This is a genomic window from Rhizobium sp. O111 (assembly GCF_055616315.1).
In genome coordinates this window covers 439,180-452,703 of the sequence record NZ_JBSHXL010000002.1, presented here as the reverse complement: position 1 = coordinate 452,703, position 13,524 = coordinate 439,180, and the positions used below count along the sequence as shown (strand labels likewise).

Annotated in this window: 11 protein-coding genes; 3 read left to right on the top strand and 8 right to left on the bottom strand. The window is 61.2% G+C overall.

Translation table 11 applies throughout. The features are described from left to right. Window positions 1-2: 2 nt before the first annotated feature. Together ACVTFQ_RS21620 and ACVTFQ_RS21615 are read right to left on the bottom strand one after the other, a co-directional pair. Window positions 3-1,553: an ABC transporter substrate-binding protein gene (locus ACVTFQ_RS21620; protein ID WP_112949729.1), complete on the bottom strand. Its 1,551-nt coding sequence runs from the start codon at window positions 1,551-1,553 to the stop codon at window positions 3-5. Window positions 1,554-1,578: 25 nt separating this feature from the next. Further along, a complete protein-coding gene (locus tag ACVTFQ_RS21615; RefSeq protein ID WP_112949742.1) occupies window positions 1,579-2,892 on the bottom strand; it encodes a M20 family metallopeptidase in 1,314 nt (437 codons plus the stop codon). Window positions 2,893-3,046: 154 nt separating this feature from the next. Between ACVTFQ_RS21615 and ACVTFQ_RS21610 the strand changes: the two genes are divergently transcribed. Continuing rightward, window positions 3,047-3,772 carry a GntR family transcriptional regulator gene (locus ACVTFQ_RS21610; RefSeq protein WP_413391080.1) on the top strand — a complete coding sequence of 242 codons (726 nt, stop codon included), beginning with the start codon at window positions 3,047-3,049 and terminating at the stop codon, window positions 3,770-3,772. Between the two features lie 113 nt (window positions 3,773-3,885). Here the strand turns inward: ACVTFQ_RS21610 and ACVTFQ_RS21605 are convergent, their stop codons facing one another. After that, a complete protein-coding gene (locus tag ACVTFQ_RS21605; RefSeq protein ID WP_112949728.1) occupies window positions 3,886-6,675 on the bottom strand; it encodes a bifunctional aconitate hydratase 2/2-methylisocitrate dehydratase in 2,790 nt (929 codons plus the stop codon). Between the two features lie 566 nt (window positions 6,676-7,241). Here ACVTFQ_RS21605 and ACVTFQ_RS21600 point away from each other — a divergent pair. Continuing rightward, window positions 7,242-7,571: an ArsR/SmtB family transcription factor gene (locus tag ACVTFQ_RS21600; RefSeq protein ID WP_111560513.1), complete on the top strand. Its 330-nt coding sequence runs from the start codon at window positions 7,242-7,244 to the stop codon at window positions 7,569-7,571. A gap of 223 nt (window positions 7,572-7,794) precedes the next feature. Then, window positions 7,795-8,622: an inositol monophosphatase family protein gene (locus ACVTFQ_RS21595; RefSeq protein ID WP_111560514.1), complete on the top strand. Its 828-nt coding sequence runs from the start codon at window positions 7,795-7,797 to the stop codon at window positions 8,620-8,622. 5 nt (window positions 8,623-8,627) lie between these two features. On the opposite strand, the gene ACVTFQ_RS21590 is transcribed toward ACVTFQ_RS21595, so the two are convergent. From ACVTFQ_RS21590 to ACVTFQ_RS21570, 5 genes are read right to left on the bottom strand one after another with little or no spacing between them, the layout of a single operon-like run. Continuing rightward, complete coding sequence (locus ACVTFQ_RS21590) at window positions 8,628-9,488, bottom strand: glycerophosphodiester phosphodiesterase (protein WP_112949727.1); 861 nt, start codon at window positions 9,486-9,488, stop codon at window positions 8,628-8,630. Then, complete coding sequence (locus ACVTFQ_RS21585) at window positions 9,463-10,542, bottom strand: ABC transporter ATP-binding protein (RefSeq protein WP_112949726.1); 1,080 nt, start codon at window positions 10,540-10,542, stop codon at window positions 9,463-9,465. The genes ACVTFQ_RS21590 and ACVTFQ_RS21585 overlap by 26 nt, the downstream gene beginning before the upstream one ends. 36 nt (window positions 10,543-10,578) lie before the next feature. Next, the gene (locus ACVTFQ_RS21580) at window positions 10,579-11,406 is read right to left on the bottom strand and encodes an ABC transporter permease (RefSeq protein WP_047504024.1); all 828 of its coding nucleotides are present in this window, start codon (window positions 11,404-11,406) and stop codon (window positions 10,579-10,581) included. Further along, complete coding sequence (locus ACVTFQ_RS21575) at window positions 11,403-12,284, bottom strand: ABC transporter permease (RefSeq protein ID WP_413391084.1); 882 nt, start codon at window positions 12,282-12,284, stop codon at window positions 11,403-11,405. Before ACVTFQ_RS21575 ends, ACVTFQ_RS21580 begins: the two co-directional genes overlap by 4 nt. Before the next feature lie 11 nt (window positions 12,285-12,295). Next, window positions 12,296-13,441: an extracellular solute-binding protein gene (locus ACVTFQ_RS21570; protein ID WP_112949724.1), complete on the bottom strand. Its 1,146-nt coding sequence runs from the start codon at window positions 13,439-13,441 to the stop codon at window positions 12,296-12,298. Window positions 13,442-13,524 lie beyond the last annotated feature (83 nt).

Below are 13,524 nucleotides of genomic sequence, written 5' to 3'. Positions count from 1 at the left end.
CATCAGCCGCGCTTCGGCGCCTTTTCGGTGAGCGAAGCGTAGTCGAGGCGGAAAACCGATGCGCGGGGATGCGCTTCGAACCCTTCGACCCAGCTGCGCTTTGCGGCCAGAACGTCGAAGAAGGACGGGATGATCGAGGGAACATCCTCGTTCATGATTTCCTGCGCCTTGGTATAGAGTTCGGTGCGCTTGGCCTCGTCGATCGTGCCGCGCGCCTCGGAGATTAGCGCGTCGAATGCTTTGTTGTTCCAGCGCGTCTCGTTCCACGAGGCGTCCGACGTATAGAGAAGCTTGAAGATGCCGTCGGGCGTGGGCTGCATGTTGTAGAAGCCGACGTAGAAGCTGCCCTTCTTCCAGACCTGTTCGAGGTAGGTCGCGTGCGGCATGGTCTGCACGTTGATGGTGACGCCAGCGTCCTTCGCCATTTCCTTCAGCGCAACGGCGAGCTGCGTGCGAACCGCCGGGCGATCCGACGCGATGAGGGTTGCTTCGAGGCCGTTCGGGAAACCCGCTTCAGCAAGCAGCTTCTTGGCTTCCTCGATGTTCTTCTCGCGCTTCGCCACGTCCTTGAAGAAGCGGTAGGAAGCATTAAGCGGCGTGTCGTTGCCTTCGGTGCCGAAGCCTTCGGTCACGAAACCGACCATCGCTTCGCGATCGACCGTCAGCGCGATCGCGCGGCGAACGCGGGCGTCGTTGAACGGCGCCGTGTCGCAGCCGAAGTTGATGTTGCAGAACTGGCCGGACGGCGTACGCAGGCCGACAAGACCATCGGTCCCGTCGATGCGCAGGAACTCGGTCGGCTGGATCGTCGAGATGACATCGATATCGCCGGCGATCAGGGCCGAGGTTTCGGCCGAATTGTCGGGGAAGACCTGAACTTCGACACGATCGACATAGGGACGAGCCGGATCGTGGTACTTCTCGTTGCGTTCGACGACGATCAGGCGGTCCGGCTCGTAGGACACGAGCTTGAACGGACCGGTGCCGACGGCCTTGGTGGACAGGCTCTTCAGGTCGCCGGTGGCGATCGAGGCCGGGATGATGCGCGCATTGGTATAGGCCATGGCGACAGGCAAGTCGGCATAGGCGCCAGAGAGCTTGAACAGCACGGTCGCATCGTCGACGGCGACGATATCGGCGATCGGGCCGACATTGTTGCGGCCGGGAGAAGCCGTTGCCGGATCGAGGATGGCCTTGAAGGTGGCGACAACATCATTTGCCGTGAAGGCGGAGCCGTCGTGGAAGGTAACGCCCTTGCGCAGCTTGAAGGTCCATTCTGTCAGGGCATCGTTGGGGCTCCAGCTCTCGGCGAGATCCGGCTCGATCGACATGTCGACCTTGAGGCGCGTCAGGTTGCTGTAGAGCAACTCGGTGACCATGTATTCTGGGTTGACGCGCGTCAGCAGCGGATGGATGACGCTCGCCGCCTGATCGATGGAAATACGCAGCGTGCCGCCTCTGGAAGGCGTTGCCGATTGCGCCAGGCCTAACGCCGGCGCGGCGAAAATGGCGGCGGTCCCCGCCAGGAAGAAGCGGCGTTTCATTTCCAACATGTGTCAGTTCCCTCTTTTGATATAACTAAATGCGGTGTTCTGGAATGGCGTCGGCGGCGAAGTCCGCCGCGAGATAGGCGAGAATACTCTTGGCAAGCGCGACGATGTCCTGTCGCGTCGTGTGTTCTTCCGGGCCATGGATGCAGCTTTCCGGACGACCCAGCCCGCCGAGGAGCACTTCGGGGCCGAAACCCGCCTTCTGGACGTAGCCAAAGTCCGAGCAGCTCGCGGCGCCCCACTTGTGAAAATCCTCGGGCTGGTAGCCAAAGCCGAGCGACAGTGCCCGTTGCCAACGGGGCCAATGCGGACCATCGGGATCATCGGTCGGGATAAGGTGGCCCACGAGGTCGATGGCGAGCCCGAGTTGGGTTCCCGCGACGCAGTCTCGGATCGCAGCCTCGACCTCCGCCCTCGCCTGCTCATAGCTCTCTTCCGGCGCATAGCGGCGGCTGACGAGGATCTTGATCTCGGCGGGAACCTGACCACCGGCCGTTCCGCCATTGACCGCGGATATCGTCAGCTGTGGCCGCAGCGGCCCGCTGGCATGTGGCGGAGGCGCCAGCTTCGACGCGCGGGCGGCCACGATGGGTTTCAGGGCCGCCAGTGCGTTTAGAACCGGCAGCGCGCCTTCGATCGCGTTGACGCCGGAGCCGGTGCGGTTGCCCTCGCCCGCATGCACGGCGTGACCGGTGATCGTCACCTGCAGATTGAAGATGCCGAAGCACCCGGCCCACAGGCGAGGCGCGGCGGACCCGTTGAAGTTGAGAATATGGCCCTTGAGCATGCCCTGCTCCGCCAGATAGCGAATGCCGGGATAAAGCCCCCCCTCTTCGTCGGTGCACAGAAGCATCATCGGGTCGTAGGCAAGCGAGGTTCCGGCTTCCTTGGCTGCGCGCAGGGCCAGAAGCGTCGCGGCGATCGTGCCCTTCATGTCGGCGGCGCCAAGGCCGTAGAGGTCATCGCCCTCGACCGTCAGCGCCAGCGGATCGCGTGACCAGCCCGGAGCCACCGGAACGGTATCGACATGGTAGTAGAGACCACACACCGGACGGCTGGTCTCGCGGCTGGCGATGAGATTGGTGCGTTCACCAGAGGCCGGGCCGCCAGCGACATACCAGAGATCGCGAGGAACGGTCACCCGCTCGAAATGGAACCCAAGCGGCGCCGCCAGTTCGGTCATCAGGTCCGCAAAGGCGTCATAGCCAAGGCCGGGTGGAAAGGACGTATCGACAGCCACCATCCGCGCCAAATCCCGCACCGCCGTCTCGACATCGCGCTCGATCACTGCCATGGCCGACGTGAAAGCGTCTTGATGCGGGACGGAATTCGGCTCAGACATGGTACGGTCCTTGGCATGCATGCGCCGGCTTGTGAGCTTGCGCTTTCATATAAACTATATAGTAATACTGCTTACATCCATTCCATGAGTCAACTCCAAAGAAGAGGCAAAATAATTGCCGGAATCGCCCATTATTTCAGCAGATGCGCCGCGATTGAGCGAGTTATCCGTCCCGCTCTATGAGGTCGTCAAGCGCCAGATCACGGAAGCGATCATGCTTGGAAAACTCGCTCCGGGCTCTGTCCTGCCGAGCGAAGTGGCGCTGTCGCAAACCTATGGGGTCGCCGTTGGGACTATCCGACGCGCATTGATGGATCTCACCAATGACGGACTGCTCAGCCGGCGTCGCAAGACCGGCACGATCGTCACCGGCCGACAGCCGCAACACAGCCTGCGCTTGTTTTTCCAGTACTTCCGGCTGCATGGTCTCGACGGCTCGCTGCGACAATCTATTACTCGGGTCACCGAGATCGCGCGCGGGACGGCTTCGGCGCAGGACGCGCGAAAGCTACAGATAGATGAGGGTGCTGAGGTCGTGACATTCCACCGCGTGCGCAGCGTCGACGAACGGCCGATCATGCATGAAACGCTGACGCTACCGCTGGCACGCGTGCCTGACTTCCCCAATAGGCCGGAGGATATCCCGCCGCTTTTCTATCTCCACCTGCTGGACAACTACAACATCCGCATTTCAGCCATACGCGAACAGATCGGCGCGGACTTGGCCACGGAACAGGATGCACGTTGGCTTGATCTGCCGCAGCCTTTCGCCGTGCTGACGATTGACGAGATTGCCTACGACCAGCTCGCGGTTCCGGTTCTCATATCCTCGCATCGCGCCACGACCGCCAATCATCGCTACGTCAACGAAGTGCAGTGAAGCGGGCTGCTTGGTGAATGATTGATCGCGACAACCGCCGATAGTTCATTGTCCTGAAACGAAAACGCCCCTCAATGGATCGCATTGAGGGGCATTTCTGTCAGATCAGAGCCTTAGTAGTGAACCGACCGGCTATCGATTGGCGTCGTCTTCGGCGGAGTGAACTTCGTCAGGTTGATACCTTCGACGGCGACGCGATATTCCTCGATGCTCGGCGTACGGCCAAGGATCGCGGAGAGAACGACCAGCGGCGTCGAGGCAAGCAGCGACTCGCCCTTCTTTTCCGCCGTATCTTCAACCACCCGGCCCTGGAAGAGGCGGGTCGAGGTGGCGAGAACGGTATCGCCCTTTTCGGCCTTTTCCTGGTTGCCCATGCACAGGTTGCAGCCCGGACGCTCGAGATAGAGGATGTTCTCGTACTCGGTGCGGTTCGCGGTCTTTGGCTTCACGTCATCGAACTCGAAGCCCGAATACTTCTGCAGGATCTCCCAGTCGCCTTCGGCCTTCAGCTCGTCGATGATATTGTAGGTCGGTGCGGCGACGACGAGCGGTGCCTTGAACTCGACCTTGCCCTCGTTCTTCTCGATGTTCTTCAACATCTGGGCGACGATTTTCATGTCGCCCTTGTGCACCATGCAGGAGCCGACGAAGCCGAGGTCCACCTTCTTGGTGCCGCCATAGTAGGAGACCGGGCGGATCGTGTCGTGGGTATAGCGGCGCGAGACGTCGGCATTGTTGACGTCGGGGTCGGCGATCATCGGCTCGTCGATGAGGTCGAGATCGACGACGACTTCGGCGAAATACTTCGCGTTATCGTCCGGCGTTAGCGCCGGCTTTTCGCCCGAACGGATCTCGGCGATGCGGCGATCGGCCTTGGCGATCAGGCCCTTCAGGGTCCGCGCCTCATTGTCCATGCCCTTGTCGATCATGATCTGCATGCGCGACTTGGCGATTTCCAGCGACTCGATCAGCGTCTCGTCTTCGGAGATGCAGATGGATGCCTTGGCCTTCATCTCGGCCGTCCAGTCGGTGAAGGTGAAGGCCTGGTCGGCGAGCAGCGTACCGATATGGACTTCGATGACGCGGCCCTGGAAGACGTTGTCGCCATGCTGCTTAAGCATCTGCGCCTGGGTGGCGTGAACGACGTCGCGGAAGTCCATGTAGGGCTGCATCGTGCCCTTGAAGGTGACCTTGACCGACTGCGGGATCGGCATCGTGGCTTCGCCGGTGGCAAGCGCCAGCGCGACAGTGCCCGAGTCGGCGCCGAAGGCCACGCCCTTCGACATACGGGTGTGGCTGTCGCCGCCGATGATGATGTCCCAATCATCGACAGTGATGTCGTTCAGCACCTTGTGGATGACGTCGGTCATCGCATGGTAACTTCCCTTCGGGTCGCGGGCGGTGATGACGCCGAAGTTGTTCATGAAGGACATGAGCTTCGGAATGTTGGCCTGGGCCTTCTTGTCCCAGACGGATGCCGTGTGGCAGCCAGACTGGTAGGCGCCATCGACCAACGGCGAGATGACGGTGGCCGCCATCGCTTCCAGTTCCTGCGCGGTCATCAGGCCGGTCGTGTCCTGGGAGCCAACGATGTTCACCTTGACGCGGACGTCGGAGCCGGCATGCAGCACCTTGCCAGGCGTCACGCCGACTGCGTTGCGGTTGAAGATCTTCTCGACCGCCGTCAGGCCCTGGCTCTCGATGGCGATTTCCTTGTTCGGTGCGAAGACCGGTGTCGCTTCGACGCCGAGCGTCTGGGCGGCGAAGGTCTGGAGCTTCTTGCCGAAGACGATGGCGTAGGACGAGCCGGCCTTCATGAACTCCATCTTCTGCGGCGTGAAGGAAGACGCCACATCGACGAGCTCGTTGCCGGCCTCGTCGCGCAGCTTCTTGTTCTTCGTGTCGATCTTCAGAACGGTGCCGGTTTCGACCGAGAACTTCTGCTCAAGGATCGGGTTGCCGTCATTGTTGAGGATCGGCTTGCCGCTGTCGTCGAGCTTCTTGACCCAGTTCTTCAGGTTGAGGCCGATGCCGCCGGTAACGTCGACGGTGGTCGCGAAGATCGGCGAGATGCCGTTGGTACCCGCGACGACTGGGGCGAAGTTGACGAAGGGAACGTAGGGGCTCGCCTGCTTGCCGGTCCACAGCGCCACGTTGTTGACACCGGACATGCGCGAGGAGCCGACGCCCATCGTGCCCTTTTCGGCGATCATCATCACCCGCTTGTCCGGGTGCTGCTGCTGCAGGGCGACGATCTCGGCCTGTGCCTCAGGCGTGATCATGCACTGGCCGTGCAGCTGGCGGTCGGAGCGCGAGTGCGCCTGATTGCCGGGAGACAAGAGGTCGGTCGAGATATCGCCTTCGGCGGCGATGAAGGTCACGACCTTGATCTCGTCCTCGACATCGGGAAGCTTGGTGAAGAATTCGGCCTTGGCGTAGCTCTCGAGAACGTCCTTGGCGACGGCATTGCCGGCCTTGTAGGCATCGCGCAAGCGGAACATGTCGGCGTCGTAGAGGAAAACCTGGGTCTTCAGCACGTCGCCGGCCTGACAGGCAATTTCGGCGTCCTTGCCGAGTGCGACGTCGAGCAGCACTTCGACTGACGGACCACCCTTCATGTGCGACAGCAGCTCAAGGGCGAATTTCGGCGTGATCTCGGGGACGATGGCCTCGCCGAGGATGATCTTCTTGAGGAAGGCGGCCTTGACGCCGGCGGCGCTCGTCGTGCCCGGGAGCGTGTTGTAAATGAAGAATTTCAAAGCATCGGCGCGGTGTTCGCTGCCGGTATCCTCGATCAGGGCAATGATTTCGCCGGTCAGCGCGCCGTCATCGATCGGCTTGGGGGCGAGCCCTTGAGTTTCTCTGCTTTTGATTTCGGCCAGGTATTCCAAGTACAGGTTCATCGCAATCCCAACGTCATGGTGTGTGGGGCGCTGACGCGCGGCGCCACCGAACGGCAGTGTTCATCAACCGAGGTCTTTATAGCGTTCACGCGCGACAACCAAGGCCATCCGTGCAGATACCGCAATTCAACAAAAAAAAAATTACTTTAGATCGGCCACTGACGATTTTCGGCTGCAATCGCGCTGGCGCGCCGGACGGTGCTTGGCCATGATATCGTCCGCAGATGAGCGTGCGTCCGGCATCCATAAATCCAATTTTTCATGGGTTTGAAGCGCAGTCGTTAACCATCTTTTCAACAGTGTGAACGATTGTGGCAGAGTAACTTCAACCGGGTGAACATGATGTCCACTATTCCATCACAGCATGGCCAGCCGCCCCATATGGCGGAAAATGCGCTGTTGCCGCCACGGCTTCCACATTGGCTTCCAATACATTCATCCGTCGCCCCTCGCGGGACTGCCCGCCGTATCGGGCTAGTCGTTCAATTTCGTGCTTAAGCTCCGGGGACGACGGACCGCGCAATATCGTGGACGACGCTTCCCGCCTATTTCATTGGGAAAATCATATGCAGGAAGACAATCAGAACCCGCGGAGCATTGCTGCTCTGGCGGAGCAGCTCGCGGTTCTCGGAAACGCAAACCGCCTCGCGATCCTGACCAACCTCGCCGAGGGCGAGATCCAGGTCAACGTGCTTGCCAAGAAACTCGGCCTCGGCCAATCGGCGCTCTCGCAACACCTCGCCATCCTGCGGGCCTGCGAATTCGTCTCGACGCGGCGCGCGTCGCAATCCGTGTTCTACTCGATACAGCCGCGCTCGATCGCAGCGACGCTCGCAAATGTTCGAGATCTGCTGGTTGGCGCGCGAGATGGCGAAGCGGAGCGCGCGATCGGGTAGCTGGTCGGCAAAGCTCAGTCGACGGGCGCCCAGGGTGGGAAAGTTCGGCGCGGGCAAAGCGAACGACCGACGTTTCTCGAGCTATCCGGACGCAGGCCGATTGGAGGCGTGGCCAAGGCTGGCCTAAACATCATGTTTGGAAAGCGCCGCGTACGTCACGAAATCGTCACGCGGCTCTGCCATGCGTGCTGGCCGTATTGCAGTTTCATTACCCGGGTTCCCAATGACATCCTCCCTCATCTCCTCTCGTCTTTCGCCGACCGCCTCCCCGCGCCTGATCAACCTCGCGACGACGGTCGTGAAGGCCGGCGAAACGGCTCGCCGGTCGTTGCAGCGTCGGCGCATCAGCGATGTCGTGTCGAAGGGGCCGCGCGATTACCAGACCGAGATCGACGTTGCTGTCGAGCGGATCATCGTGACCGATATGATCGCGGCCTTCCCCTCCTACTCCATCAAGGGCGAGGAGGATGTCGGCAACAGGGTGGTGGGCGCGGATGCGCCTATTATCTACATCGATCCAATCGATGGGACGACCAATTTCGCCTGGGGCATCCCGCATTTCGGCATGACGATCGCGATCGCCGAAGGCGGCAAGATCGTTGCTGGCGTGGTCTATGACCCCATGCTCGACGAGCTGTTCAGCGCCGAACTCGGCGGCGGCGCCTATCTCAACGGCGAGCGCATCTCGTGCGTCGACAATGCCGACATCGAGAATGTCGTGGTCGGCGCCGGTTTGCCGGTTCCCGGTCAGGTGAAGGCTGTTGCAACGGACGTCTATCTCGAGGCTTTGAAGCGATTGATGGGCAATACCGCCGGCGTGCGGCGGCTGGGCTCGGCGGCATTGTCGATTGCCTATGTCGCAAGCGGCCGCCTGGACGGCTTCTTTGAAGATGGCCTGTCGCCGCATGATTATGGCGCGGCGGCACTCTTGGTCACAGAAGCCGGCGGCACGGTCTCGGCCTTCAAGGGCGGCCCCGTGACGGCGAATGGCGACATCCTCGCCGCCAACACCGCGCTGCACCCCTGGCTCGTGGAAGGCTTCGAAGGCTAGCAGCCCTAGCCGAGAAGCAACCCTTCCAAGCCGACCGGGTCATCGGTGGTGATCTGGTCGACCCTCAGCGCCAGAAGACGGCGCACGACAGGCAATGCCGCCGGAATTGCCGAATTGATGGTGTAGGCGTCGACGCCGCGCCCGGCGCGATGGAAGGAGGCAACGAGGTCGTATCCGGCATCGTCGGCAAACAGAACCAGCTGATGATGCAGGTAGATCATCCCCGCGCGGGGCGAGGCAGCCACGGCATCAGCGACGAAACCGTCGAAGTCACGGCTTTGCTTCAGCCGCTCGATCGCGCCGTGGTGGCACGGGTCGTAGCCGATCGGCATGTCGGGCACGGCTTGGGACAAGCGTTCGACAGCCTCGGGATCGCCGGCAGAGAGGATGACCGACTTTGCGACCGGCGAGATCGCGGCGGCGAAAGCGGCGATATCCTCTTCGCGGATATCGGGGGAATCTTCCTTGAGATCGAGCTGGAGAACAGCACGGCCGTCGCTGCCTACACGCTTTAGTAGTTGGCCGAGATCATCGATCAACATCACCTTGTGGGCCGTCGGCTCGCCGAAGGGGTCGCGCAGATGCAAAGCGCGCAAGTCACTCTCCGTCGCATCGATTACGCGCCCCTCGCCCGTTGTCGCCTTGTTCAGCGTCTCGTCGTGCAAAACGGCGAAGCCGGCGCCATTGAAGCGCACCAGATCGATCTCGATGCTGGCGCCCAGCGCCATCGCCTCGGCGATGCGCTGTCCCGTAAACGAGATGTCGCCGGCATAGCGGTGGCCGCGATGCCATTTCAGCCAGGTCTTGTGGCCGGCCTGATCGATCGCGATGCCGCTGCGATCAAGCGTTTCCGAGGATTCGATCATGATGTCGCTCGCCTGAGGTTGCCGATTGGTAAACCAGCTGGTTGTCACGGAAGGCACGGAATGCTGAAGCTGTCGGCTCGATGCCTACACCCTTGACCCAGTTGCTATCCGGTGCCGTCATCGCCTTCAAGCGCGTCCCATCAGCAAGGTCGATATCCACGATCTTGTGCGTGCCGAAATCGATGCTGCGATGAACGATGGCGGTCGAGAGCGTCTTCGATGGCTGCAGCGACAACGCCTCGGGGCGAAACGCTAGAACGACGTCGCCATCTTCGATCGGCACGGCAACGGGAAAGGCCGGATGCTGGCTGACGCCGCCACGGATGCTGGTCTTCACGAAATTCATCGAGCCGATGAAGCCCGCCACGAATTCCGTCTGCGGCTCGCGGTAGACGATATCGGGTGGCGCGATCTGCTCGGTACTGCCGTCGCGCATGACGACGATGCGGTCGGCGAGCGCCAATGCCTCATCCTGGCCGTGGGTGACGAAGAGCGTGGTGATGCCCACGCGCTGCTGGATGTCGCGCACTTCCTCACGCAGCCGTTCGCGCAGATGCTGGTCGAGGCTGGCGAATGGCTCGTCGAGCAGCAGGATCTTCGGCTCCAGCACCAGCGAACGGGCCAACGCCACGCGCTGCTGCTGGCCACCCGACAACTGCGTCGTCATGCGCCGGCCGTAGTCGGCGAGACCGACCAGCGCCAGGGCGTTTTCGACACGCTCGCGGATCTCGATTTTCGGCAGGCGACGAAGCTTGAGGCCAAAAGCGATGTTGTTGAAGACGTCCATATGGGTCCAGAGCGCGTGGCTCTGGAAGACCATGCCCGTGGGGCGCTTTTCCGGCGGAAGCGTCGTCACGTCCCTGGCATCGATAAGGATCGAGCCGCCGCTCGGCTGCTCGAAGCCGCCAATCATGCGAAGCAGCGTCGACTTGCCGGATCCGGACGGACCAAGCAGGCAGACGAGCTCGCCGTCTTCCACATCGAGCGAGAAATCACGGACCGCGAACGAAGTGCCGAACGTCTTCGAGACATTCTTGATCGTCAAGCGTGCCATATCAAGCCTTTCCTCGGGCGAAGCCCGATCCTAACGTCACGCGCCGAAGCCGCGAGCAAACGCACCCGTTCCGACGACACGGCGGGCAAACATCAGCGCGATGAACGACGGCACCCAAAGCATCACCGAGAGAACGGCGCCATACTGCACCACGATCTGATTGTTGATGAAGGTGATCATCAACACCGGCATGGTGCGGATTTCAGGAGCGCCGATCAGCCATGCGCCTTCGGTTTCATAAAATGTGCCGACGAAGGTCAGCAGCAAAGCGGCAAAGATCGTTGGTGCTGCCTGCGGCAGCGTGATCGACCAGAACACACGCAACGGCCCGGCGCCCGCATCGCGAGCGGCTTCCTCCATCCGACGATCGATATTCTGGAAAGCCGCCACCGGGATCCAGATCATCAGCATCAGCGTCCCGACCAACTGGATCAGGACGACGCCCCAGAAGGTGCTGATCAACCCGAGCTTGAGGAAGATACCGGCGATAGCCACCAACAGGCCGAACTTCGGAAAGGCGTGCGATGCCAGGAACGACAGGAAGAGCACGTTCTTTCCGGGAAACGACATGCGCGCGAAGGCGTATGCCGCCGGCAGACAGATGATGGCGGAGAGAAGCGTGACCGTCGTTGTCAGCCGCAAGCTCAGGAAGAGCGCGTCCCACACATCCGCGCGCGACAGCGTCTGCGACCAGAAGCGGAAGCCGAACTGCTGCGGAATGACCGATGGGTAGCGCCAGACCTCGGTGAATGCCCAGGTGCCGACCACGATCAGCGGCACGGCGATGAAGAGCGTGAGCAGCACGGCAAACAGAATGCCCGCCCAATCGATCTCGGAGCCGTTGACCTTGCTTGCGATCTTCATCGCGACGCCTCCCGGTTTTTGGCGATCGAGCGCACATAAAAGATGCCGAAGACCAGGCAGAAGCCGAAGGAGATCACGGCCTGCGTCAGCGCATTCAGCGGATCGTTCACATCGGAGAAGGTGCGCTGCATGAACGGCCCCATCATTTCCGGCGATGCCGGGCCGAGCACATAGGGCAAGGTGAAGGATGAGAAGATGCCAAGGATGGCGAAGGATGCCGTGACCAGGAGCGAATTGCCCATGCGCGGCAGGATGATCGAGACGAAAACGCGCATCGGCGAAGCACCGACATCACGGGCAGCCTCGACCGAGCTCTTTGGAATATTGCCAAGCCCCGCCGTCAGCATCAGCACCGTCAAAGGAAGATTGTCCCAAACCAGCCCGATAACAGGGCCCCATGGGGTCAGATAGGGAGACGGAATTTTCGGTAGCCCGACAGCGTTCAACAGCAGATCGACGGTGCCGTTGGGCCCGATCGTCCGGATCAGCGCGTAGGACAGGATGATCGATGGCACGAACATCGGGAAAATCGCCATACCCTGCACATAGGCGGGAAGACGTCCCTGCGAAAAGCGCAGATAAAGCGCGATCGGCAAGCCGATCACCAGCAGCAGAACGCCACAGACAACAGTCGTCCACAACGTCACCCATAGATTGGCGAGGCTGTAGGAATCGCTGAAGAAAAATGCATAGGAGGCGAGCGATACCGCCCTCGTGCCATCCGCCTGCGGAATGAACACGGTGGTGATCACGGCCGAAAAGATCGGGTAAACGATCAGCCACCCGAGCAGGAATACCGGCAGGGCGACCAGCAGAAGCCCCACCGGATTTTGCGCTTTGCCCGGCGCGGTTGCCCGCGCCGGCAGCGACAATGTCATGCCTCTACGCATCAGGTGCGGCTGATGCCCGGAGCAACGTTACGGTACCAACCGTCGTTGATGTTGCTTTCCCAATCGCCGGCCGGGAAGGTCGGGATCGTCGTCGGGATGACGTCGGCGTATTTCTGACGGAGTTCGTCGGAGATGTGATCCCAGGAAACGCCGGGGAAGCCACCGATCTCGGTGATGATCGCTTCCTGGATTTCCTTGCTCAGCATGAAGGCCGCGAGCTTCAGCGCGGCGTCCTTGTTGGCACCGTTGGAGAACACCGTCATGCGCGAGAAGCCGCCGCAGAGCGCCAGATCGCTCAGCTGAACAAGGCCGGTCGTCTCAGGCAGGACACCCTGCGACAGAGCCTGCAGCACCTGGTCGGACCAAACCGGCGTCATCGTGACAACGCCTTGGGCGAGCAGCTGGATCGACTGTGTGTTGCCGGCCGTGTAGGCGCCCTTTTCGTAAAGCGACGGCGCGAGATCGTTGAGGATCGCCCAAGCCGGCGTCAGCATCTGGTTGCCAAGCTCGGCGGTATAGTTGTCGGTGGTGAACTTCTTCGGATCACGGCCGTTGGCCTCATGGATCGCGCGGCGCACGAAGTTGCCGCCGGAGCCGCCCTTGTCCGGGCGGTTGTAGATGAACTGACCAGGATTGGCCTTGATCCATGCCGTCAGCTGTTCCCAGGTCTTCGGCGCATCCTTGGGATCGAGCTTGGTCTTGTCGTAGGCGAGCAGCACCTGCGAACCGCGATAGGGAAGCGAATATTCGCTGTCGAAGCTCAGCGGATTGACGTTCGCGAAGCCGTCGATGTTTTCGGCCGAGAACTTGACCCAGAGGCCGGCATCGATAGCGCCAGCAGGCAAACGTGGATCGAAGTGTTCGAAGATATCCGACTGCGGATCCGTCTTCGACTTGAGCGCTGCAAGCGCACGATCTGCAATCGCACGCAAGCCGGCGTTGTCACCTGCATCGGTGACCTTCACGGCAGCTTCAGGGTGGGCCTTTTTGAAGGCCGGAAGCACGGTGTTGTTCCAGAAATCGATGATGTTGGCGTCGGAGCCACTATAGAGGTTGATCGTGCCATCTGCAGCCATCGCAAAGCGTGGCAGGGCCAGCAGACCGGCTGCCGCCGATGATGTGACAAGAAACTCGCGTCTGTTCATGACCGTCTCCATTCGGTTTTGGGGCACTGCCCTTAGGACTGTGGTTTTGCTATCGCCGACGCGTAACAGTGACATGACAAGAT

Bases quoted from the DNA above. Each gene is read 5' to 3' on its own strand.
- ACVTFQ_RS21620 (WP_112949729.1), bottom strand. From the start codon at position 1,553: ATGTTGGAAATGAAACGCCGCTTCTTCCTGGCGGGGACCGCCGCCATT.
- ACVTFQ_RS21615 (WP_112949742.1), bottom strand. From the start codon at position 2,892: ATGTCTGAGCCGAATTCCGTCCCGCATCAAGACGCTTTCACGTCGGCC.
- ACVTFQ_RS21605 (WP_112949728.1), bottom strand. From the start codon at position 6,675: ATGAACCTGTACTTGGAATACCTGGCCGAAATCAAAAGCAGAGAAACT.
- ACVTFQ_RS21600 (WP_111560513.1), top strand. From the start codon at position 7,242: ATGCAGGAAGACAATCAGAACCCGCGGAGCATTGCTGCTCTGGCGGAG.
- ACVTFQ_RS21595 (WP_111560514.1), top strand. From the start codon at position 7,795: ATGACATCCTCCCTCATCTCCTCTCGTCTTTCGCCGACCGCCTCCCCG.
- ACVTFQ_RS21590 (WP_112949727.1), bottom strand. From the start codon at position 9,488: ATGATCGAATCCTCGGAAACGCTTGATCGCAGCGGCATCGCGATCGAT.
- ACVTFQ_RS21585 (WP_112949726.1), bottom strand. From the start codon at position 10,542: ATGGCACGCTTGACGATCAAGAATGTCTCGAAGACGTTCGGCACTTCG.
- ACVTFQ_RS21580 (WP_047504024.1), bottom strand. From the start codon at position 11,406: ATGAAGATCGCAAGCAAGGTCAACGGCTCCGAGATCGATTGGGCGGGC.
- ACVTFQ_RS21575 (WP_413391084.1), bottom strand. From the start codon at position 12,284: ATGACATTGTCGCTGCCGGCGCGGGCAACCGCGCCGGGCAAAGCGCAA.
- ACVTFQ_RS21570 (WP_112949724.1), bottom strand. From the start codon at position 13,441: ATGAACAGACGCGAGTTTCTTGTCACATCATCGGCGGCAGCCGGTCTG.